20 protein-coding genes are annotated in these 22,374 nt (G+C 62.8%); 3 read left to right on the top strand and 17 right to left on the bottom strand.

Annotated features, from left to right (window positions below; genetic code table 11):
• Positions 1-31: 31 nt before the first annotated feature.
• From tsaB to ppc, 3 genes are all read right to left on the bottom strand, one after another.
• Entirely contained in the window at positions 32-709 is a 678-nt protein-coding gene (gene tsaB, locus V7773_RS28100) for a tRNA (adenosine(37)-N6)-threonylcarbamoyltransferase complex dimerization subunit type 1 TsaB (RefSeq protein ID WP_336076281.1), read from the bottom strand.
• Positions 710-802: 93 nt separating this feature from the next.
• Positions 803-1,450 carry an adenylate kinase gene (adk, locus tag V7773_RS28095; RefSeq protein ID WP_063322793.1) on the bottom strand — a complete coding sequence of 216 codons (648 nt, stop codon included), beginning with the start codon at positions 1,448-1,450 and terminating at the stop codon, positions 803-805.
• 291 nt (positions 1,451-1,741) lie between these two features.
• Entirely contained in the window at positions 1,742-4,372 is a 2,631-nt protein-coding gene (gene ppc, locus V7773_RS28090; RefSeq protein ID WP_336076280.1) for a phosphoenolpyruvate carboxylase, read from the bottom strand.
• Between the two features lie 179 nt (positions 4,373-4,551).
• Here ppc and V7773_RS28085 point away from each other — a divergent pair, with 179 nt between their 5' ends.
• The 3 genes from V7773_RS28085 (at position 4,552) to V7773_RS28075 (ending at position 6,434) form a co-directional block, all read left to right on the top strand.
• On the top strand, positions 4,552-4,896 hold the full coding sequence (locus V7773_RS28085) for a pilin assembly protein (protein ID WP_072343512.1): 345 nt from the start codon (positions 4,552-4,554) through the stop codon (positions 4,894-4,896).
• A gap of 284 nt (positions 4,897-5,180) precedes the next feature.
• Positions 5,181-5,594 (top strand): DUF4398 domain-containing protein, encoded by a 414-nt coding sequence (locus V7773_RS28080; RefSeq protein ID WP_003198164.1) that lies wholly within the window; start codon positions 5,181-5,183, stop codon positions 5,592-5,594.
• Between the two features lie 51 nt (positions 5,595-5,645).
• On the top strand, positions 5,646-6,434 hold the full coding sequence (locus V7773_RS28075; RefSeq protein ID WP_063325159.1) for an OmpA family protein: 789 nt from the start codon (positions 5,646-5,648) through the stop codon (positions 6,432-6,434).
• Positions 6,435-6,524: 90 nt separating this feature from the next.
• On the opposite strand, the gene V7773_RS28070 is transcribed toward V7773_RS28075, so the two are convergent.
• From V7773_RS28070 to V7773_RS28005, 14 genes are all read right to left on the bottom strand, one after another.
• Positions 6,525-6,854, bottom strand: a complete 330-nt coding sequence (locus V7773_RS28070; RefSeq protein ID WP_003198160.1) for a hypothetical protein — start codon at positions 6,852-6,854, stop codon at positions 6,525-6,527.
• Positions 6,851-7,756, bottom strand: coding sequence for an alpha/beta hydrolase (locus V7773_RS28065; RefSeq protein ID WP_063322800.1), 906 nt, complete (start codon positions 7,754-7,756; stop codon positions 6,851-6,853). The genes V7773_RS28070 and V7773_RS28065 overlap by 4 nt, the downstream gene beginning before the upstream one ends.
• A gap of 84 nt (positions 7,757-7,840) precedes the next feature.
• Complete coding sequence (locus tag V7773_RS28060; RefSeq protein ID WP_063322801.1) at positions 7,841-9,118, bottom strand: flavohemoglobin expression-modulating QEGLA motif protein; 1,278 nt, start codon at positions 9,116-9,118, stop codon at positions 7,841-7,843.
• Positions 9,119-9,154: 36 nt separating this feature from the next.
• Positions 9,155-9,709: a hypothetical protein gene (locus tag V7773_RS28055; protein ID WP_063322802.1), complete on the bottom strand. Its 555-nt coding sequence runs from the start codon at positions 9,707-9,709 to the stop codon at positions 9,155-9,157.
• A gap of 144 nt (positions 9,710-9,853) precedes the next feature.
• Positions 9,854-10,570: a TetR/AcrR family transcriptional regulator gene (locus V7773_RS28050; protein WP_336076279.1), complete on the bottom strand. Its 717-nt coding sequence runs from the start codon at positions 10,568-10,570 to the stop codon at positions 9,854-9,856.
• A gap of 101 nt (positions 10,571-10,671) precedes the next feature.
• Positions 10,672-12,174: a lysine--tRNA ligase gene (lysS, locus tag V7773_RS28045; protein ID WP_057448378.1), complete on the bottom strand. Its 1,503-nt coding sequence runs from the start codon at positions 12,172-12,174 to the stop codon at positions 10,672-10,674.
• A 108-nt stretch (positions 12,175-12,282) separates the two neighbouring features.
• A protein-coding gene (gene prfB / locus V7773_RS28040; protein WP_095963568.1) for a peptide chain release factor 2 occupies positions 12,283-13,378 on the bottom strand; the annotation gives its coding sequence in 2 pieces (ribosomal slippage) (positions 12,283-13,305 and positions 13,307-13,378; 1,095 coding nt in all).
• 429 nt (positions 13,379-13,807) lie between these two features.
• Positions 13,808-14,809, bottom strand: coding sequence for a response regulator (locus tag V7773_RS28035; protein ID WP_063322803.1), 1,002 nt, complete (start codon positions 14,807-14,809; stop codon positions 13,808-13,810).
• 45 nt (positions 14,810-14,854) lie between these two features.
• Positions 14,855-15,865 (bottom strand): chemotaxis response regulator protein-glutamate methylesterase, encoded by a 1,011-nt coding sequence (locus tag V7773_RS28030; RefSeq protein WP_336076278.1) that lies wholly within the window; start codon positions 15,863-15,865, stop codon positions 14,855-14,857.
• Positions 15,862-18,126 carry a hybrid sensor histidine kinase/response regulator gene (locus tag V7773_RS28025; protein ID WP_336076277.1) on the bottom strand — a complete coding sequence of 755 codons (2,265 nt, stop codon included), beginning with the start codon at positions 18,124-18,126 and terminating at the stop codon, positions 15,862-15,864. Before V7773_RS28025 ends, V7773_RS28030 begins: the two co-directional genes overlap by 4 nt.
• On the bottom strand, positions 18,123-18,794 hold the full coding sequence (locus tag V7773_RS28020) for a chemotaxis protein CheW (RefSeq protein WP_336076276.1): 672 nt from the start codon (positions 18,792-18,794) through the stop codon (positions 18,123-18,125). Before V7773_RS28020 ends, V7773_RS28025 begins: the two co-directional genes overlap by 4 nt.
• The gene (locus V7773_RS28015) at positions 18,791-20,056 is read right to left on the bottom strand and encodes a protein-glutamate O-methyltransferase CheR (protein ID WP_336076275.1); all 1,266 of its coding nucleotides are present in this window, start codon (positions 20,054-20,056) and stop codon (positions 18,791-18,793) included. Before V7773_RS28015 ends, V7773_RS28020 begins: the two co-directional genes overlap by 4 nt.
• Entirely contained in the window at positions 20,053-20,589 is a 537-nt protein-coding gene (locus V7773_RS28010; RefSeq protein ID WP_092143969.1) for a chemotaxis protein CheW, read from the bottom strand. Before V7773_RS28010 ends, V7773_RS28015 begins: the two co-directional genes overlap by 4 nt.
• Positions 20,589-22,211 carry a methyl-accepting chemotaxis protein gene (locus V7773_RS28005; RefSeq protein WP_063322809.1) on the bottom strand — a complete coding sequence of 541 codons (1,623 nt, stop codon included), beginning with the start codon at positions 22,209-22,211 and terminating at the stop codon, positions 20,589-20,591. The genes V7773_RS28010 and V7773_RS28005 overlap by 1 nt, the downstream gene beginning before the upstream one ends.
• Positions 22,212-22,374: the final 163 nt, after the last annotated feature.

The following is a 22,374-nucleotide window of genomic DNA, read 5'->3' as shown; positions in this document are numbered from 1 at the left end:
CGCTGCCCGCTTGAGAGTGGCGTGATGCTTTTTACCGCTCGGACTTGGGCGTTGCCACCTTGTCCCGCAGGTACACCGGCTGCGCATCATCGGCGGAAATGGCCTCGCCGCGTTCCCAGGCGAAGCGCGCCAGGGCCAGCAGATCTTCGGCGTGAGGCAGCAGGGTGGCGTCCTGGCCGGTCAGGCTGACGGCGATGCGTTCGCCGTAGCCCCAACCGGTACCGGCGCCGAACCAGTCACCGTCGGCCCCGCTTGGCAACGCCGCCGCTTCGGGTGGCAATACCGCCTCAGCACCGACCAGGCGCATCTCGCCGTCGGTTTCGCGATAGCAGCCCCAGTACACCTCGTCCATGCGCGCATCGATGGCCGCTACGACTTGGCAGGCGCCCTGCTCACGCAAGGCGCGCTGGGCCAGCACCGCCAGGTTCGACACCGGCAACACCGGCCGCTCCAGGGCAAACGCCAACCCCTGCACCACGCCGATGGCGATGCGCACGCCGGTAAAAGCCCCCGGCCCGCGACCGAAGGCAATCGCATCCACTGCCTGCAAGGTCGTCCCGGCATCGCTCAGCAGTTTCTGGATCATCGGCAATAGTTTCTGCGCATGCAGGCGCGGGATCACCTCGTAATGGCTCGTGACCTTGCCGTCGTGCAGCAAGGCAACGGAGCAAGCTTCAGTCGCGGTGTCCAGGGCCAGCAAGGTGCTCATCGATGTGTCCGTAAATCAGGTGGAAAAAAGTGCGCCAGTATAAACAACTACGGCCCGCAAGCGGGCCGTAGTTGATGCAACTGATCAGACTTTTCAGCTCAGCGCTTCGAGCACCTTGCTGGTGATCGCATCGACCGAGCCAACGCCCGGGATGTGGCTGTACTTCGGCTTGCCCTGGGCAGCCGACAGGTTCTGGTAGAACGCCACCAGCGGCTTGGTTTGGGAATGGTAGACCGACAGGCGATGACGCACGGTTTCTTCGGTGTCGTCCTTGCGCTGCACCAGCTCTTCACCGGTAACGTCGTCCTTGCCCGCGACTTTTGGCGGGTTGTAGACGGTGTGGTAGACACGGCCGGATGGCTCGTGGACGCGACGACCGGCAATGCGCTGGACGATCTCTTCGTCGTCGACCGCGATTTCGACCACGTGATCGAGCTCAACACCGGCAGTCACCAGGGCTTCGGCCTGTGGAATGGTGCGCGGGAAGCCGTCGAACAGGAAGCCGTTGGCGCAATCGGCTTGAGCGATACGATCCTTGACCAGGGCGATGATCAGGTCATCCGACACCAGGCCGCCGGCATCCATGATGCTCTTGGCCTTGACGCCCAGCTCGGTGCCCGCCTTGACCGCGGCACGCAGCATGTCGCCAGTGGAAATTTGCGGGATACCGAATTTTTCGGTGATGAACTTTGCCTGAGTACCTTTACCGGCCCCGGGAGCTCCCAGCAGAATGACGCGCATCGATGTGCTCCTCAATTTTTTTATGTAAAACGCTCGGATTCGCCTCGTGGGGCCAATCGTCGAAAAACAGGATCGTGACCGCCCAAACGGCCAAAGGCTGATCAAGATACACAGCAGGCCCGACCCACACAAGCCGCCGAAAGTCGGAGTAACCCGCGCCCGATACGACCTTCGGAGGGGGTGGCGAGCGTCGCAACCGAACAACAAACTGTCGCCTGCTCGACCTGCGCCCTCCCCTGGCGGACAGCGCCCGGGAACGCCGGACGAGCCGTTTCGGTGCGCTGCCTGATGTTAGCCGGTATTGCGCAAACCGGCGGCAATTCCCGCCACAGACACCAGCAACGCCTGTTCCACGGGGCTGCCCTGGGCCACATCCTGCTGCCGCGAGCGCGCCAACAGCTCGGCCTGCAACAGGTGCAACGGGTCGAGGTAGGTGTTGCGCAGGCGAATGAATTCCAGCGTGGCTGGGCTATGTGCCAGTAGCTGCGACTGACCGGTCAAGCCAAGGACCACCGAGCAAGCCTGCGACAATAGGTCGCGTAAATGCGCACCCAAAGGCAGCAGCCCAGGTTCCACCAAACGCTCGTCGTAAGAGCGCGCGATATCGGCGTCGGCCTTGGCCAGCACCATCTCCAGCATATCGATGCGGGTCCGGAAGAATGGCCATTGCTCGCGCATCTGCCCCAGCAACTCACCTTCGCCGCGCTCCAGGGCCTTGCTCAGCGCGGTTTCCCAGCCGAGCCAGGCCGGCAGCATCAGGCGCGTCTGGGTCCAGCCGAAAATCCACGGGATCGCCCGCAGGCTTTCGATGCCGCCGGCCCGACGCTTGGCCGGACGGCTGCCCAGGGGCAGGCGCCCGAGTTCCTGCTCGGGGGTGGACTGGCGGAAGTACTCGACGAATTGCGGGTTCTCCCGCACCACGGCGCGGTAGGCTCTCACGCCGTCGGCCGCCAGTTCGTCCATCAAGTCCCGCCACTGCGGCGTGGGCGGCGGCGGTGGCAGCAACGTCGCTTCAAGCACCGCGGCGAGGTAAAGATTGAGGTTCTGTTCGGCGATGTCCGGTAGGCCGAATTTGAAACGAATCATTTCGCCTTGTTCGGTGGTGCGGAAACGCCCGGCCACCGAACCGGGTGGCTGGGACAGGATCGCCGCGTGCGCCGGACCGCCGCCACGGCCCACGGTGCCGCCACGCCCGTGGAACAACAGCAGTTCGACTTGCTGCTCGCGGCAGATGTCCACCAGCCGCTCCTGGGCCCGATACTGTGCCCAGGCCGCCGCCGTGGTCCCGGCATCCTTGGCCGAGTCGGAATAGCCGATCATCACTTCCTGGGGGCCTTGCAGCCGTGAGCGATAGCCGGGCAGCAGCAACAGCCGCTCGATCACCGGCCCGGCGTTGTCCAGGTCGGCCAGGGTTTCGAACAGCGGCACCACCCGCATCGGCCGCAACACGCCGGCGTCCTTCAACAACAACTGCACGGCGAGGACATCGGAAGCCGCACCAGCCATGGAGATCACATAGGAACCCAGGGACGCCGCCGGCGCCGCCGCCACTTCACGGCACGTCGCCAACACTTCCGCGGTGTCGGCCGAGGGCTTGAAATGGGCCGGCAGCAGCGGGCGCCGGTTGTTCAGTTCCTCGAGCAGGAAGCTGATGCGTTGCTCCTCGTTCCAATCCTCATAGCGGCCCAGGCCCAGGTAGTCGGTTATTTCCGTCATGGCGGCGCTATGACGCGTCGAGTCCTGGCGAACATCGAGGCGCACCAGGAACAAGCCGAAGGTCACCGCCCGGCGCAGACAATCGAGCAACGGCCCGTCGGCAATCACGCCCATGCCGCACTCATGCAGGGAGTGGTAGCACAGCTCCAAGGGGTCCAACAGTTCGCGGTTGTGCTGCAGCACCTCGGCGCTGGCTGCCGTGGCGGCACTCAAGGAGGCGTGGGCCCAGTTGCGAGTGGCGCGCAGGCGTTCACGCAGTTGCTTGAGCACGGCGCGATAAGGTTCGGCGCTGTCGCCGGCCTGGGCACGCAAGGCCTCGCTGGCATGTTGCATGGACAACTCGGCCGCCAGTTGATCGACATCACGCAGGTACAGGTCCGCCGCCATCCACCGCGCCAGCAACAGCACCTCGCGGGTCACGGCAGCGGTGACATTCGGGTTGCCGTCGCGGTCGCCGCCCATCCACGAGGCAAAACGGATTGGCGCGGCCTCCAGCGGCAGGCGCAAGCCGGTCGCGGCATGCAGGGCCTGGTCGGCCTTGCGCAGGTAATTGGGAATGGCCTGCCACAACGAGTGTTCGATCACCGCGAACCCCCACTTGGCCTCATCCACCGGGGTCGGCCGGGTGCGGCGGATTTCTTCGGTGTGCCAGGCTTCGGCGATCAAGCGTTGCAGCCGTTCGTGAATCTGCGCGCGCTCGGCGCTGGTCAGGTCGCGGTGATCCTGGGCCGCCAGTTGCGCGGCGATGGCGTCATATTTCTGGATCAGCGTACGGCGAGCCACTTCCGTGGGGTGGGCCGTGAGGACCAATTCGATCTCCAGCCGCCCCAATTGCCGGGCCAGGGCCTCGGCGCCATGACCTTCGGCCCGCAACCGGGCGAGCAGCTCGGGCAACACCCGCGCCTCGAAGGGTTCCGGCTGCGATTCTTCGCGGCGGTGGATAAGTTGGTATTGCTCGGCGATATTGGCCAGGTTGAGAAACTGGTTGAATGCCCGCGCCACCGGCAACAGTTCGTCCTCGCTCAACTGGTTGAGGCTGGCGCTGAGTTCGGCGTCCACGGAACCGCGTCGGTCAGCCTTGGCGCCCTTGCGGATCTGCTCGATCTTGTCGAGAAACGCCTCCCCGTATTGTTCGCGGATGGTGTTGCCCAATAACTCACCCAGCAGGTGAACGTCTTCGCGCAAGCGTGCATCGATATCGGTCATCAGCATTTCTCCAGCAAAAAGTCCGGACAGCTCTTGGATTAGAGAGTGCCGATGCCCACCGTTTCTGACAAGCGACGAAGGGACTTTAAACCTTGCAGGACAAAGCTAGTCTCATGATTAAGCCACACAACGGCTTGTCACTCACCGCGCCTGCCACGAGCAGGCTTATTGAGGTCATCATGAAAATTCGTGAGCTTGCCCAGCATTGGGAAGAAAACGCCAAGGGCCGTCTGACCGAGACTGGCTACACGATTCACCTGGACGTGGAAGCCGCCGCCCGGCTGGCAGCAATCTGCGACATGTACCCCAAGCGCCAGCCCGAGGAGCTGCTCGGCGAGCTGATCGGAGCGGCACTGGAAGAGCTGGAAGCCAGCTTCCCCTACATCAAGGGCTCGCAAGTCGTCGCCACCGATGAAGAAGGCGACCCGCTGTACGAAGACGTAGGTCCGACCCCACGATTCCTCGCCTTGTCCCGGCGGCATCTGCACGACCTTTCTTCGCAGAACGACAAATCCAAACACTGACCGCTTTCATTCCTGGTTGCGACTTTCCGGCGCGGGGGGCTTTCCACCCGCGCCGCAATACCGCTGCGCGCCTTGAAAGTTCAGCTTTTTTGCCGCTGACCGATCAGTCAGTAATTCTTTTGGCGAATGGCCATCTTCGCTGAACTTTTGAAAAACGCCTCGGGTCACACCGAGTAACCATACTGGAACGGTTGTTTAAATAAACGCGCCTTGGCGCCAGCGCCAAACCAGACGTCACGGCTTCGGTCCCAGCATGGATTTGTCGTTTTTTCAGGAGTTTTCCAATGGAGTTGAAGCCTATGAATACCTGCACTGCCAAACCCTCATCCACTGGCCTGCGCGGCTTGAAGTTGGCTGCCCTGGCGATCGGTAGCAGCTTCATTCTCGCCGGTTGCGCCGGTAATCCACCTTCGGAGCAGTACGCGGTGACCCAATCGGCGGTCAACAGCGCCGTCAGCGCCGGCGGTACCGAATTCGCTGCTGTGGAAATGAAATCGGCCCAGGACAAACTCAAGCAGGCGGAAATCGCCATGCATGACAAGAAGTACGACGAAGCCAAGCGTCTGGCCGAACAGGCCGAGTGGGACGCCCGCGTCGCCGAGCGCAAGGCTCAGGCCGCCAAGGCCGAACAAGCACTCAAGGATTCTCAGAAAGGGGTTCAGGAACTGCGTCAGGAAGGCATGAACAAGGTTCAGTAAGCCGTTCACGCCACGACGTACTTCTCATTGATAAAAGGACGACAGACTATGATGCACAAACACTTGATGATGCCCGCCCTGCTCGCTGCCTGCGTAGCCCTGGCCGCTTGCTCCCACGACCCGAACGCGAACCTGGAACAGGCCCGCACCAATTACAACGGCCTGCAGGCTGATCCAGCGGCGACCAAAGTGGCCGCACTGGAAACCAAGGACGCCGCCGACTTCCTGGCCAAGGCTGACAAGGCCTATATGGACAAGGAAGACGAAGCCAAGGTCGACCAGTTGGCCTACCTGACCAACCAGCGCGTCGAAGTGGCCAAGCAGACCATCGCCCTGCGCAACGCCGAAGCCGAGCTGAAAAACGCCGGTGACGAACGTGCGCGTGCCTTGCTCGATGCGCGTAACGCGCAGATCAAGCAACTGCAGGACAGCCTCAACGCCAAGCAGACCGAACGCGGTACGCTGGTGACCTTCGGCGACGTACTATTCGCCACCAACAAGTCCGACCTGCGCGCCAGCGGCATGACGAATGTGAACAAACTGGCGCAGTTCCTCCAGGAAAACCCGGACCGCAAGGTGATCATCGAAGGCTACACCGACAGCACCGGTTCGGATTCCTACAACCAGTCGCTGTCCGAGCGCCGCGCCAATTCGGTGCGTATGGCTCTGGTGAATATGGGCGTGAACATGGACCGTATCGTGACCCAAGGCTATGGCAAGGAATTCCCCGTGGCTGACAACACCAGCGTCTCGGGCCGTGCCATGAACCGTCGCGTGGAAGTGACCATCTCCAACGACAACCAGCCAGTGGCCCCGCGCTCGACCATGAGCGCCAACTGATCGACTGACGGCCAACAAAAAGCCCCGCCTGACTTCAATCAGGCGGGGCTTTTTTGTTGGCTTGTTCCCCCTGTGGGAGCGGGCTTGGGGTTACGGCTGCAGTTTCTGCGGCGTCTCCTGCCCCATGCAGCGCACCGCGCGTTTCTTCTCGTTGATCAGCACGCCGGTCAGGCCTTTCTGCTCGGTGTCGAACAACACCAGCACACCATCGATGCACTGGGCAACCTGGGGGGCCGGTTCCAGGGAAACCTTGTAGTCCTCGCCCGGTACGGTCTTGAGCATGGTGAATTGGTTGAGCAGCAACGCATCCTCAGGCTTGGCGAAGTGCAGGTAGCCGTAGTACCACAGCGTCGCAACGGTGCCGAGGATGCTGCAGATACCGGTGATGATCAGGGGGATGGCGTTACGTTCTTCGCTCATTGCGGGCTCTCTGGTGATTCAACGGGTGATTTCGGGTAATTCGGGACCTCGCCCAGGCGGCGCAGGCCGTCGAAGTGCTGGGGATCGTCGAGGTAGCGCAGCATCACAGTGCGCCAGGTTGGGTCGGCGAACGTCTGCACATGGCCGCCGCGTGTCAATTGCAGGACCCGCGGCGGCGGCGCAGCTTGATACAGGCGGATGCCATTGGAAAGGGGAACGATGGGATCGTCCAGGCTGTGGTAGATCAATTTCGGCACGCCATTCAATTGCGCCACGGAACTGATCGCGCTGTCACCGTCCGGTACCAGCCAGGACAACGGCACCTGGAACGGCCAGGTCAGCCAGGACGTACTCAGGGCAAAACGGCCGACGTCGCGATAGCTGGCGGGCACGCCATCGAGCACCAGGGCCTTGAGCTGTCGTTGGCGCTGCGGGTGTTCGACCAGGTAATGCACCGCCAGCGCACCGCCCAGGCTCTGGCCGAGCAGCACCAGTGGCTTGCCCTGCACCTCGGGCGCCTGGTCGAGCCATTGGAACGCGGCGTCAATGTCCTGGTAAATCGCCGGCAGGCTCGGCTCGCCTTCGGACAGGCCATAACCCCGGTAGTCGACCATCAACACCTGGTAGCCCTGCTCCGGCAACCACCAGCTCCCGCCCAGATGCCAGGCCAGGTTGCCGCCGTTGCCGTGCAAATGCAGGACCGTGCCCTTGACCGCCACACCCGGTTTGACGGGCAGCCACCAGCCGTGAAGCTTGAGACCGTCGGCGGTGGTCAGGGTGACGTCGCGGTACTCGAGCCTGGCCCGCTCCGGGGTGAACGGCTGGCCGTGCTCGGGGTAGAACAGCAGGGAACTGCAACCGCTCAGGGCCAACAATAGGCAAATGATGCCGAGGGTTCGCATCCGGTGAAGCCTCGCAAAAAAACAGAATTGGAACACGGTCCCCTGCGGGAGCAAGCCCGCTCCCACAATTGGACAGTGTGATGCTCAAAGGATATTGGAATAATCCGCTTCGATCCGGTCCAGGCTCAGGTGGTTCAGGAAGTTGGAGAAACACATCCAGGCCGACAAGGCGTTCATGTCGCGGAACTGCTCGGGCAGGTATTTGGGCGGCACCACCAGGCCTTCGTCCACCAGTTGCCGCAACGTACGCATGTCCTCGAGGGTGGTCTTGCCGCAGAACAGCAGCGGCACCTGCTCCAGTTTGCCTTTGCGCACGGCCAACTGAATGTAGTTGTAAACCATGATGAAGCCCTTGAGGTAGGACAAGTCTTTGGTAAATGGCAGCCCCGTCGGCACCGAGCCACGGAACACCCGGCTGGCGTTGCCGTAGCTTTCGGCCATTTCAAAACCCTGCTCGCGGAAGAACTCAAAGATCTGCAGGAAATCGGCGCCCTCCTCCACCATGTGAATGGCCCGGGTACGGTTGGTCAGTTTGCGCAGGCGGCTCGGGTAGGAGGCGAAGGTGATGATTTCCATCAGGATCGCCAGGCCTTCCTGGGTGACCGTGGACGAGGGTGGGCCCTTGGACAGGAAGGTGCAGATTGGCTGGTTGAGGCCGTTGAGCGTTGTGCCGACGTGCACCAGCCCTTCGTGAACTTCCAACGCACGCACGTCGCGCTCGTTGAACATCGCATCAGTGCGGATCTTGATGTAGTCCGCGCCTGCCGCTGCGTCGGCCACGATACCATCGGACTCGAATACCCGGATGGTTTCCTCGGCTTCGCCAAACACCCGGTTGAGGCGGTGTTGCAGCAGGCTGACGGCTTCCTTGGCACTGAGGACTTTCGGCTCGTCCTTGAGGTCGCCACGGCCATCGATGTTGTTCAGGTAATCGGAGAGCATCAGGCCCAGGTCGGCCAGGGTCGGGTCGCCGGCGTGGAAGGCATCGGAGGCGGCGCCATAGAGCTCCTGGGAGATCAGCCCGAAATCCTCGGTGCCACGGGCCTCGAGCATGCGCACCACCATGCGGTATTCCTTGCACATGCGGCGCATGATCTGGCCAACCGGGTTGAACTGCCCAAGCTGGCGGGTGATGTCGCGCTCGATGTTCTGGAACTCCAGCTTCACCTTGCTCGAATCAAAGGACAGTGGCCGGTTGAGGTAATAGTCGCGATCCACCGCAGGCATTTCCTTGCCCTTGGCCTTGAGAAAGCCCTTGCGGATGTTCTCGTCCCACTTCACCGCGTCGAGGATGCGAATCGGCGTTTGCGCCAGCACAATGCGATCGGACAAGGTGCGTATCGTCTGCTGGTAATCGTCCACCCGGAACTCCTGTGAAAAAACGTCCGCTTGTTGCTGTTATTGGGGTTTGACCAGCCGCTGGTAGCGCACGGCCTCCGAGAACACATCGGAATTGGCCGGGTCGTCGAGGTAACTGAAAACCTTGTTCATGTCGCTGTCCACCAGCACCCCGTCACCTTCCTCGCTCTGGTTCGGCTGGCCGCTGAGGCGTTTCTGGCCGATGGCCTGGTTGATCTGGTCCACGTCCAGGTTGTAGACCACCAGCTCTTGCTTGTCGGTCAACTCGAAACCGGCGATCAAATAGTGGCCGCCAAACCGGGCCGGCACCTTGGCCGACACGTACCAGCGGCTGCCATGACGGGAAACAGTCAACGGGATGGCTTCACGCTCATGGGGCCTGGCCCTGAAGTAGCTGATGGCCTGGTAGCGGTGCTTGCCGACCTTCGTCAGTTCCAGGTTCAACGGTTCGCCCCAGGCATTGGTGCTGGTCCAGTGACCGAGCAGGCCCTCTGGCGCGGCTTCGCTTTGCGGCAACGGTGCCTTGAAGGACACCAGGCAGCCACTGAGCAACAGCAACGACACGGCCAGGACAACGGCACGCCAGGCTTTCATTTGAACTCCCTATGGTAGGTGGCGCCTTGCCTTTGTGGCGAGGGAGCTTGCTCCCGCTTGAGCGCGCAGCGCTCACCAAAAAAGGGGCTGCTGCGCAGCCCTGCGGGAGCAAGCTCCCTCGCCACATAAACTGCGGTGCTTCAACTACACCGACGCCAGTACCAGGTGCATGTAGCGGGTCAGGATGCCGAGCATTTCTTCTGCCGCGACCGGCTCGGCGCCATTGAGCAAGCCCTGATATTCCATCCGTCCGATAATCGCCGTCAACACTTTGGCATCCTGTTGCGGATCACGCGAGCCCAATACCTGGAAAATCTGACAGGTACCTTGCAGCAGGATCTGCTGATGGGAACGCACCAGTTCAGCCAGTCGAGGGTTGAGCAGCGCTTCCTGGCGAAAGGCCTGTTCGGCCATCAGGTATTCGCGGCGGGCGTGCAACTGATGTTGCACATAGTCGGCGGCCAGGCGTGCCATATCGTCCGCCAGTTGCGAGCGGGCTCCGGCGCTGCCGTCCCCGTAGGCGACCATTTCCCGCAGCAGACCTTCCTTGTTGGTCCACAGCTTGGCCATGAACGCCGCGCTGCGCTCCACATACTGGGCGAAGGTATCGGTGAGCAGGTCGTCGATGTCCTTGAAGTAATACGTGGTGGCCGACAACGGCACGCCCGCTTCGGCAGCTACGGCGCGGTGCCGCACCGCCCGCACGCCATCGCGCACCACAATGCGCATGGCCGCGTCGAGAATCTCCTGGCGACGCTGCTCACTGCCCTGTCGGCTGGCCTTGCGGCCCTGGTACTGAACACTTTCAGCGACAGCCGTGGCGACGCCCGCGGCACCTTCTGAAGCCATTGCACGATTCACGACAGGTCTTCCTCGCTCTTTGAAAAACTAACCAATTGATACGTTTGTACCAGACAGGCAATAAAAAGCCGCCCATCGAGGCGGCTTTTTAGTTGAAGCACTTACGCTTGAGGCCGCATGTGCGGGAAGAGAATCACGTCCCGGATCGACGGCGAGTTGGTCAACAACATCACCAGGCGATCAATGCCGATGCCTTCGCCTGCGGTCGGCGGCATGCCGTACTCCAGGGCACGCACGAAGTCGGCATCGTAGTGCATGGCTTCGTCGTCGCCGGCGTCCTTGTCAGCCACCTGGGCCATGAAACGCTCGGCCTGGTCTTCTGCATCGTTGAGCTCGGAATAGGCGTTGGCGATTTCACGACCACCGATGAACAGCTCGAAACGGTCGGTCACGCTTGGGTTCTCGTCGTTGCGACGGGCCAGCGGCGACACTTCGAACGGGTACTGGGTGATGAAGTGCGGCTGTTCCAGCTTGTGCTCGACCAGCTCTTCGAAAATCATCACTTGCAGCTTGCCCAGGCCTTCGAAGCCAAGCACCTTGGCACCGGCCTTCTTGGCGATGGCGCGAGCCTTTTCGATGTCGTTCAGGTCATCGGCAGTCAGTTCAGGGTTGTACTTGAGGATCGAGTCGAACACCGACAAGCGCACGAACGGCTCGCCGAAGTGGAACACCTTGTCGCCGTACGGCACGTCGGTGGTCCCGAGAACAAGCTGCGCCAGTTCGCGGAACAGTTCCTCGGTCAGGTCCATGTTGTCTTCGTAGTCGGCGTAGGCCTGGTAGAACTCGAGCATGGTGAACTCGGGGTTGTGCCGGGTCGAAACGCCTTCGTTACGGAAATTGCGGTTGATCTCGAAGACTTTCTCGAAGCCACCGACCACCAGCCGCTTGAGGTACAGCTCCGGCGCGATGCGCAGGAACATTTCCATGTCCAGGGCGTTGTGGTGGGTTTCGAACGGCTTGGCCGCCGCACCGCCGGGGATGGTCTGCAGCATCGGCGTCTCGACTTCCAGGAAGTCACGCTTCATCAGGAAGCTGCGGATGTGAGCGATGACTTGCGAGCGCACGCGGAACGTCTGGCGCACGTCTTCGTTGACGATCAGGTCGACGTAGCGCTGGCGATAACGCTGCTCGGTGTCGGTCAGGCCGTGGTGCTTGTCCGGCAGCGGGCGCAGGGACTTGGTCAGCAGGCGCACGCTGGTCATTTCGACATACAGGTCACCCTTGCCGGAACGGGCCAGGGTGCCTTCGGCGGCAATGATGTCGCCCAGGTCCCAGGTCTTGACGGCGGCCAGGGTTTCTTCCGGCAGGGTCTTGCGGTTGACGTAGACCTGGATGCGACCGGTCATGTCCTGGATCACCATGAACGAACCACGGTCGAGCATGATACGACCGGCCACCTTGACAGGAATCGCCGCCTCGGCCAGCTCTTCCTTGGTCTTGTCCGCATACTGCTTCTGCAAGACGTCGCAGTAGGCGTCGCGGCGGAAGTCGTTGGGGAAGGCCTGGCCCTTGGCGCGCTCGGCAGCAAGCTTTTCCTTGCGCAGGGCGATCAGGGAGTTTTCTTCCTGTTGCAGGGCTTGCGGGTCGAGTTCTAGGTCGCTCATGTCTTTAAGGATTCCATCACAGGTTCGTTGCCCCCGGCCCCGGGCCGGAGTTTGCGGGCCAGTCTGCTCCTTGATGGAAGCGTGCCTGCCCGCCGCATGGGTGTCGCGTTACAGCCCTTGTTTGAGGCTGGCGATCAGGTATTCATCGATATCGCCATCGAGCACCTTGTCGCAATCGCTGCGTTCGATGCTGGTCCGCAGATCCTTGATCCGCGAGGCATCGAGCACGTACGAACGGATCTGGTGACCCCAGCCGATGTCCGACTTGGTGTCTTCCAGTGCCTGGGACGCCGCGTTGCGCTTCTGCACTTCCTGCTCGTAAAGGCGAGCCCGGAGCATCTTCATCGCGGTGTCTTTGTTGGCGTGCTGGGAACGCTCGTTCTGGCAACTGACCACGGTGTTGGTCGGTACGTGGGTAATCCGTACGGCCGAGTCGGTGGTGTTGACGTGCTGGCCACCGGCCCCGGAGGAACGGTAGGTGTCGATGCGCAAGTCCGCCGGGTTGATCTCGATCTCGATGTTGTCATCGATTTCCGGCGAAACGAAGACGGCCGAGAACGAGGTGTGGCGACGGTTGCCGGAGTCGAACGGGCTCTTGCGCACCAGGCGGTGCACGCCGATCTCGGTCCGCAGCCAGCCAAAGGCGTATTCACCCTTGATGTGCACGGTAGCGCCCTTGATCCCGGCGACTTCACCGGCCGACAGTTCCATGATGGTGGCGTCGAAACCGCGTTTGTCAGCCCAGCGCAGGTACATGCGCAGCAGGATGTTGGCCCAGTCCTGGGCTTCGGTGCCGCCGGAACCGGCCTGGATGTCCAGGTAGGCGTTGTTCATGTCCATCTCGCCGCTGAACATGCGACGGAATTCCAGCTTGGCGAGGTTCTCGTCGAGGCGTGTCAGCTCGGCGACGACATCGCCGACCGCGCCTTCATCGTTCTCTTCGACAGCCATGTCCAGCAGGTCGCGGCAATCGGCCAGGCCGCTGGACAACTCGTCCAGGGTCTCGACGATCTGCGCCAGCGCAGAACGCTCGCGGCCCAGCTCCTGGGCGTACGAAGGGTTGTTCCAGACATTCGGATCTTCAAGCTCGCGATTGACTTCGGTCAGACGCTCATGCTTTTGATCGTAGTCAAAGATACCCCCGAATAGTTTCGGAGCGCTCGGACAGGTCCTTGATGGTGTTAAGGATCGGGTTGATTTCCATGGCGGGCAGCACTCGTTGGCGAACTTTTGAAAGCCGGCGAGTATAACGTAATCAAGCGCCAGCGGCAGCCCGCCTGGCGGCTTTAGGGGCAATGATACTCGGGGGTGGGTCAACACGGACCTGTGGCGAGGGAGCTTGCTCCCGCTGGGCTGCGCAGCAGCCCCAAAAGGAGCGACTCAACTCATCTGATACACCGAGCCGCCTGGTTTCAGGTCTGCTGCGCAGCCCAGCGGGAGCAAGCTCCCTCGCCACAAAACTCATCTGATACACCGAGCCGCCTGGTTTCAGGTCTGCTGCGCAGCCCAACGGGAGCAAGCTCCCTCGCCACAAAACTCATCTGATACACCGAGCCGCCTGGTTTCAGGTCTGCTGCGCAGCCCAGCGGGAGCAAGCTCCCTCGCCACAAAAGCAATCTCGCCAGGCTAGGGGTTATTCGAAACCCACCCGATTCCGCCCATTGTGCTTGGCCAGGTACAACCCCTTGTCCGCCGCCGAGATCAGTTGCCGGCAATCGCCACCTTGCTGCGGCGTGATGGTCGAGACGCCAATGCTGATGGTCAGGTTCTCGCCGCCGTCAGGCGTGGTATGGGGGATTTTCAGGGCAACGACGCCCTGGCGCAGTTTCTCGGCCATTAGCCGGGCGCCGCCCGGCGAGGTGCCGGGCAGGACCAGGGCAAACTCCTCGCCGCCGTAACGGGCTGGCAAGTCGGATGGACGGCTGCACGCCTCGCGGATCGCCGTGGCGACCTTGCGCAGCGCTTCGTCGCCCTCCAAATGGCCGAAGTTGTCGTTGTAGGCCTTGAAGTAGTCCACATCGATCATCAGCAGCGACAGTTGGCTCTGGTCGCGCATCGCCCTGCGCCATTCCAGTTCCAGGTATTCGTCGAAGTGCCGGCGATTGGACAGGCCGGTCAGGCCGTCGGAGTTCATCAAGCGTTGCAGCACCAGGTTGGTGTCGAGCAGTTGCTGCTGGCTGACCCGCAGTGCCCGATAAGCCGCGTCGCGTTGCAACAGCATCATGTAGGAACGCGAGTGATAGCGGATGCGCGCCACCAGTTCGATGTTGTCCGGCAACTTGACCAGGTAGTCGTTGGCCCCCGCGGCGAACGCCGCGCTCTTGACCAGCGGGTCCTCCTTGGTGGACAGGACAATGATCGGGATATCACGGGTGGCCGGATGGTTACGGTACTCGCGCACCAGGCTCAGGCCATCCAGGCCGGGCATCACCAGGTCCTGGAGAATCACCGTCGGCTTGATGCGAACCGCATGGGCGATGGCCTGGTGAGGGTCGGAGCAGAAGTGGAAGTCGATGTTGTCTTCATTCGACAGCCCGCGCCGCACCGCCTCGCCAATCATCGCCTGGTCGTCAACGAGCAAGACCATGGCGGCGTTCTCTTCGCGCTTGAATTCGTCGAGCTGCAGATCATTCATGGTGGCTTACCTGAGTATGGCCTGAGGCAACGCGGGCGGAATTCTTCATGGGGTAAAAATCTCCAACAACCGTGGCGCGATAGCGTCCAGGGCGAGAATATGGACGGCGGCGTCGATGGCGGCCGCCGCTTTGGGCATCCCGTACACCGCGCTGCTGCGCTGGTCCTGGGCGACGGTCACATAGCCCTGCTGGCGCATGAGTTTAAGCCCTTGTGCACCGTCGCGGCCCATGCCGGTGAGCAATACGCCCACCGCGTCACCGCTCCAGTACTGGGCAACACTTTCAAAAAACACGTCGATGGAGGGCCGGTAGATCTCGTTCACCGGCTCGGCGGTATAGGCCAGGGTGCCGTCCTTCAACAAACGCAGATGATGGTTGGTCCCGGCCAGCAACACCGTACCACTTTGCGGCGTCTCGCCGTGCCGGGCCAGGCGCACCGTGTGGCCCGACACGCTGCCCAGCCACTCGGCCATGCCTGCAGCGAACACCTCGTCCACATGCTGGACCAGCACGATGGCCGGGGCAAAGTGACGCGGCAGCGCCTTGAGCAGCACTTCCAGCGCCGCCGGCCCGCCCGCCGACGACCCGATGGCCACCAGGCTCTTGCGCGACACTGCCGCACGCTGCGCCGCCGGCGCGGGGCGCTCACGCTTGTTGCGCTCACCGATCAGCCAGCCGATGTTGGTGATCTTGCGCAGCAGCGGTGCCGCCGCGTCCGCCGGATTACCGACACCCAGGGCCGGGGTATCGACCACATCCAGCGCGCCATGGCCCATGGCCTCGAACACCCGGTGGACGTTCTGCTGGCTGTCCCCGGTGACAATCACGATCGCGCAGGGGCTGTCGGCCATGATCCGCCGAGTGGCCTCCACACCATCCATGATCGGCATGAGCAAATCCATCAGGATCAGGTCCGGGGTGTACTCGGCGCAACGCTGCACCGCCTCGGCCCCGTTGGCGGCCACCCAGACCAGTTGGTGCGCCGGCTCGAACGCCAGGGCCCGGCGCAGGGCCTCGACCGCCAGGGGCATGTCATTGACGATGGCGATCTTCAAGCGCGCGCCCCTCCGATCAATTCGACCACGGCATCAAGCAAGGCGTCGTCATGGAAACTCGCCTTGGCCAAATAATAGTCGGCGCCGGCGTCGAGGCCACGGCGACGATCTTCTTCACGATCCTTGTAGGACACCACCATCACCGGCAGCGATTGCAGCCGGTTGTCACGCCGCAACAGCGACACCAGCTCAATGCCGTCCATGCGCGGCATGTCGATGTCTGTGATCAGCAAGTCGAAATCCTCTGAGCGCAATGCATTCCAGCCATCCATGCCATCCACCGCCACCGCCACGTCATAGCCGCGATTGAGCAACAACTTGCGTTGCAGCTCGCGCACGGTCAGGGAATCGTCCACCACCAGGATCCGCTTGCGCGGGGCCTGGGCCTGGTTCTGCCGGGCGATGCGTTCCAGGCGTCCGGTATCGAGCAACTTGTCCACCGAACGCAGCAGGTCTTCGACATCGACAATCAACACCACTGAACCGTCGTCGAGCAAGGCCCCGGCGGAAATGTCCTGGACCTTGCCCAGGCGTTCGTCCAGGGGCAGGACCACCAGGGTTCGCTCGCCGATGAAGCGCTCCACCGCCACGCCGTAGATCGTCTCGCGCTCGCGGATCACCACGACCTTGAGGGTTTGGCTGTTGCCTTGCGTCGCCGGGCGATTGAGCAACTGGCTGGCGGCGACCAAGCCGATATGCCGGCCTTCGTGCCAGAAATGCTGGCGGCCTTCGACCTGAACGATGTCTTCCGGCGCCAGGTCGCACATGCGTTCGATGTGGGCCAGGGGAAAGGCGTACGCTTCATCGCCGACTTCCACCACCAGGCTGCGCACCACCGACAGCGTCAGCGGCACCTCAAGATGGAAACGACTGCCCTCGCCCGCCGTCTGCTCCAGTACCACCGCGCCGCGCAGTTGCCGGACCATGTGCTGGACCGCGTCCAGGCCGACGCCGCGCCCGGACACTTCGGTGACCTTGTCGCGCAAGCTGAAACCGGGCAGGAACAGGAAAGTCAGCAGTTCCTCTTCGCTCAGGCTGGCGGCGGTTTGCTCAGGGGAAAGGCCGCGCTCGACGATGCTGCGGCGCACCCGCTCCAGGTCCACCCCGGCACCATCGTCCGCCAATTCCAGGACCAGCAGGCCAGCCTGATGGGAGGCGCGCAGGCGAATCACGCCTTCGGCAGGCTTGCCGGCCAGTATCCGTTGTTCCGGGGTTTCGATGCCGTGGTCCACGGCGTTGCGCAGCAAGTGGGTCAGTGGCGCTTCGAGCTTTTCCAGCACATCGCGGTCGACCTGGGTTTTCTCGCCTTCAATCTCCAGGCGCACCTGTTTGCCCAGGCTGCGGCCCAGGTCACGGACCATGCGAGCCTGACCCGAAAGCACATCGGCGAACGGGCGCATGCGGCAGGCCAGCGCCGTGTCGTACAGCACCTGCGCTCGCTGACTGGCTTGCCAGGCGAACTCATCCAGCTCGGCGGTTTTCTGCGCCAGCAATTGCTGGGTTTCGGCGAGCAAACGGCGGGCATCGCCAAGGGCTTCCTGGGCTTGCAGGCTCAGGGCATGGTCCTTGAGGTGTACATTCAGCTCTTCAAGGGCGCGCAAACCGGTGCTTTGCTGGCGCTTGAGTCGCTGCATCGTCGCCAGCCAGGGCTTGAGGCGCTGGGTCTCCACCAGGGACTTGCTCGACAGATCGAGCAAGCTGTTGAGGCGTTCGGCCGTGACCCGCAAGACCCGTTCGCCGCCTTCGGTGACCCGTTTGCGCTTGGGGGCCGGCTCCATTGCCGGAGGCGGTTCCACGTCCGGCAGCTCGATGCGTAGCGGCTCGACCGCTGTCTCGACGCTTGGTACGACCACTGCCGGGACCTGTGGCGCGTTGGGATCAAGCAGCCGCCCCATCAACGCCACATAGGCGTCGATATCCGGGGCACCGACGCTGTTGCCCGGGGTGGCGATGCGCATCAGCAGGTCAGTACCCTGCAGCAAGGCATCGATGTGCTCAGCGCCCAGCACCAGGCGCTGCTCCTGGGCGCTGACCAGGCAATCCTCCATCACATGGGCCACGCTGACGCCAGCGTCCACCCCGACAATGCGTGCCGCGCCCTTGAGGGAATGCGCCGCGCGCATGCACGACTCCAGGTAATCGGCCTGGGTCGGATCGCGCTCCAGGGCCAGCAGGCCGGCACTCAGCACCTGGACCTGGGCTTCGGCTTCCAGGCTGAACAGCTCCAGCAACGAGGCGTCGCGCATCTGGTCAGGGGTCATGACAGGCTCCGAGCCACGGCGGACAGCAGTTGTTCTTCATCCAGCCAGCGCAGGCTACGGCCCTTGAAGGGCAGCACACCACGGGTGTACTTGCCCGTCGATTGCGAAGCGCTCGCCAGGACGCGTTCATCGATGGCGTGGATGCCGTCGACCTCATCCACCGGCACCACCACCGGCCCGCCCTTGGCCGCGACAATCAACATGCGCGGCATCACCCGTGCGCCGGAAGCCACCGCCGTGCCGGGTTCCAGGTCCAACAGCTCGACCAGCGACAGGCAGGCCACCAGCGCCCCGCGTACATTCGCCACCCCCAACAAGGCCCGCGAGCGCTGGTGGGGCAAGGAATGGATCGGCTGCAACGGCGCCACTTCCACCAGGCTGCGCGTCGTCAGGCCCAGCCATTCCTCGCCGAGGCGGAACATCAGCAGCGAGCGCGTGACCACATCGGTGTCCGCGGGGGCAAGAGACAGATCCCGCTGATCCTGCGGCAAGGCATAACGGTCGAGCAGCCGGGTGGCGGCCGCCGAATACACCGAGCAATTGCGGCAGTGAATATGCTCGACCAACAACGGGCAGGATTTGTCGCCATGCACGCCGATGCGATTCCAACAGTCGTCGATAGCCTGGGCATCGTCATGGGTAACGGTGTAAGAAGCCGAACCGCTCATCGTTTGTGCTCACTGTCTGCCGCGCGCCCGCTACGGGCGGCGCGTTCCTGCAATCGACGGGCTCCGGCCGCGTCTCCCTGGGAAGCCAGCAGCGCCGCCAGATGCACCAGGGCCTCGGCGTGTTGCGGTTCAAGATAAAGCGCCTTGCGATAAAAACCCTGGGCTTCAAGGGCGCTGCCAGCCATGTCGCTGAGCAGGCCCAACCAATAGAACACCTGGGCGTTTGGCGCGTGGCTGCGCAAGTAGGCCTCGCAAGCCACGCGGGCCTCGGCGCTTTTGCCACCGTTGGCCAGGGCAGCAATATTGGCCAGCAAGGCCGCAGCGTCACTGCTTTTGGGTTCGGCAATCGGCGTCACGCTTGCCGCAAACGGCCGCGGCCGAATCACCGGCGGGACAACGCGGGGCGGTGGCTGACGAACCGGCAGCGGGGTCGGCATCAAGGCCGGCAACGGTTGCGGCTCGGGTGCCCCCTGGCGGCTGAAGGCGAACGATTGGGCGATCCCGATCGAGCGCATGCCCAATCGGCCCAGCAAGCTGCCCTCGGCGGGGCCGATAAACAGCACACCGTCCTGATGAGTCAGGCGCTTGAGCACCTCGAACACCTGCTGCTGGGTCGGCTGGTCGAAATAGATCAGCAGGTTGCGACAGAACACAAAGTCGTAAGGTGCCTCGTTCACCAACAAGGCCGGATCCAGCAGGTTGCCCACTTGCAAACGCACCTGTTCGCACACCCGCTCGCTGAGGCGGTAGCCCTCGTCTTCGGCGTCGAAGTAGCGCTCGCGAAAACCCAGCTCCGCACCACGGAAGGAATTCCTGCCGTAACGCGCTTTCTTGGCCCGCGCCACCGACAGCGGGCTGACATCCAGGCCGTCCACCTTGAACTGATGCGGTCCCAGGCCTGCGTCGAGCAAGGCCATGGCAATCGAATAAGGTTCTTCGCCGGTGGAACACGGCAAGCTGAGGATGCGCAGCGCGCGCAGGTGCTTGATCTCGGCCAGGCGCTTGACGGCCAGCCTGGCGAGGGTGGCGAAGGATTCGGGGTAGCGAAAGAACCAGGTCTCCGGGACGATTACCGCTTCGATCAGCGCTTGCTGCTCCTGGGCCGAATACTGCAGGCCCTGCCAATATTCATCGGCGGTTCGCCCGGGCACGGCACCGATGCGCTGACGCACGGCTCGCTCAATGATCGCGGTGCCGACGGAGGTCACATCCAGGCCGATGCGCTCCTTGAGAAAATCGAAAAAACGCTGGTCGTTGTTCATGGCGTTGCCTCGAGGTCGTCGAGGTTCAGCGGCGGCGCAGGAAACAGCAGCGCCCGAACCGACTCATCGAGCAGGTCATTGACCCGCACCCATTGCAGCAACCCCTGGGCATCTTCGCGTACCGGGCCGAGGTACGGCGCCTGCCGGTTGTCCAGGCCATAGGGTTTGAAATCGGCCGGGTCACAGCGCATGGTGTCGGTCGCCTGCTCAAGGATCAGGCCCAGCACCTGTCCCGTTTGTTGCGCGTCGCCCTGATAGCGCACCAGCACCAGTCGCGTACTGGTCCGGGCCTCGGCGCTCTGGCCAAAGGTCAGGGCGCACAGGTCGATCACCGGCACCACCGTGCCACGCCAGGCAAACACCCCCGCCACCCAGGACGGCGCCCGGGCGATCGGTTTGAGGGGCAGGCGCGGCAGCACTTCCACCACATCGATGGCCTGCAGGGCGTAACGTTCGTTGCCGATGCAGAACACCAGGAACAACGACTGGCGGGCCGTCGGTGCGGCGCCACGCCGGGTCTCGAGTTCGCCCATCAGACTTTGAAACGCGAGACGCCGCTGCGCAGCCCTACGGCTACCTGGCTCAGTTCGTCGATGGCGGAACTGGCCTGACGCAGGGACTCCACGGTCTGGCTGCTGGCATCGCCCAGTTGCACCAGGGCGTGGTTGATCTGCTCGGCACCGGTGGCCTGGGCCTGCATGCCTTCGTTGACCATCAACACCCGCGGTGCCAGGGCCTGGACCTGATGGATGATCTGCGACAGCTGCTCACCCACCTGTTGCACTTCGGCCATGCCTCGGCGCACTTCTTCGGAGAACTTGTCCATGCCCATCACGCCGGCCGATACCGCGGACTGGATCTCGCGCACCATCTGCTCGATGTCATAGGTCGCCACGGCGGTCTGGTCGGCCAGGCGTCGTACTTCAGTGGCGACCACGGCGAAACCACGACCATACTCACCGGCCTTTTCGGCCTCGATGGCCGCATTGAGGGACAACAGGTTGGTCTGGTCGGCCACTTTGACGATGGTCACCACCACTTGGTTGATATTGCCGGCCTTCTCGTTGAGGATCGCCAGCTTGGCGTTCACCAGATCGGCGGCACCCATCACCGAATGCATGGTTTCCTCCATGCGCGCCAGGCCTTGCTGGCCGGAGCCAGCGGCCACCGAGGCCTGGTCGGCGGCGGTGGACACTTCAGTCATGGTGCGCACCAGGTCTCGAGAGGTGGCGGCGATTTCCCGGGAGGTCGCGCCGATCTCAGTGGTGGTGGCGGCGGTTTCGGTGGCCGTGGCCTGTTGCTGGCGCGAGGTCGCAGCGATCTCGGTGACCGAGGTGGTGACCTGCACGGAAGAACGCTGGGCCTGGGACACCAGTGAGGTCAGCTCGGCCATCATGTCGTTGAATCCGGTTTCCACGGCACCGAATTCGTCTTTGCGCGCCAGGTTCAGGCGCCCGCTCAGGTCGCCGCTGCGCATGATCTCGAGGATCTCGACGATGCGGTTCATCGGCCCCATGATCGCCCGCATCAGTAACAGGCCACAGAGTACGGCGACGACCAGCGCGACCAGTAACGACAGGCCCATGGCGACCTTGGCCGCCGTTACCGCATCGCCAATGGTCTGGGTGGCACTTTGCGCCAGTTCGCGATTGCGCTCGATGATCTGGTTCAAGTGCCCGCGGCCGTCGAGCCACGCCTTGGTCAGCTCTGTGTTCAACGCCAGTCGCGCCCCTTCGTAATCCTTGCGCTGATACAGGTCCAGGACCTTCGCCAAGGCCTTGTTGAAATCCTGGTGATTGACTTCGAACTCGTCGAAAGAGACTTGGTCGGCCGGGGCCTGGATCAGTTTCTGATAGTTCTGTATTTCTTCGCGCAGGTGCTGCTCGAAGCCCTGGTAGCGGGCCTTGTCCTCAGCGGTGATTTCCCGGTTACCCGAAAGGCCGACGATCTGCTGGGTCAAGACGTAGCTGTCCACCCAGCCACCGCGAATCATGGAGCTGTAATACACCCCGGGCACCGCATCGACCCGGACGTTTTCTTCACTGTCCTCGATCTTCAACAACCGTGAGTACGAGACAACCACCATCAACAGCATGATGGCGATGATCACCGCAAAACTCGCCAGGATGCGTTGGCGCAATGTCCAATTCTTCACAGTAAAACCTCGGGCACTTGAAAATGCTGGGGAGTATAGCCGAGGGTTGCGTGGTGACTTAAGGGCGGCGTGGGGCGAAGGCAAGGTTCATTAATCGCCCAGGGCCAGATGAGAGCCCTGTGGCGAGGGAGCTTGCTCCCGCTGGCGTGCGGAGCACGCCCGA

Source organism: Pseudomonas sp. 3JA (genome assembly GCF_036961705.1).
Taxonomy (GTDB): domain Bacteria; phylum Pseudomonadota; class Gammaproteobacteria; order Pseudomonadales; family Pseudomonadaceae; genus Aquipseudomonas; species Aquipseudomonas fluorescens_Q.
Note: the sequence above shows the minus strand (reverse complement) of the source record. Positions and strands in the feature narration are given on the sequence as shown.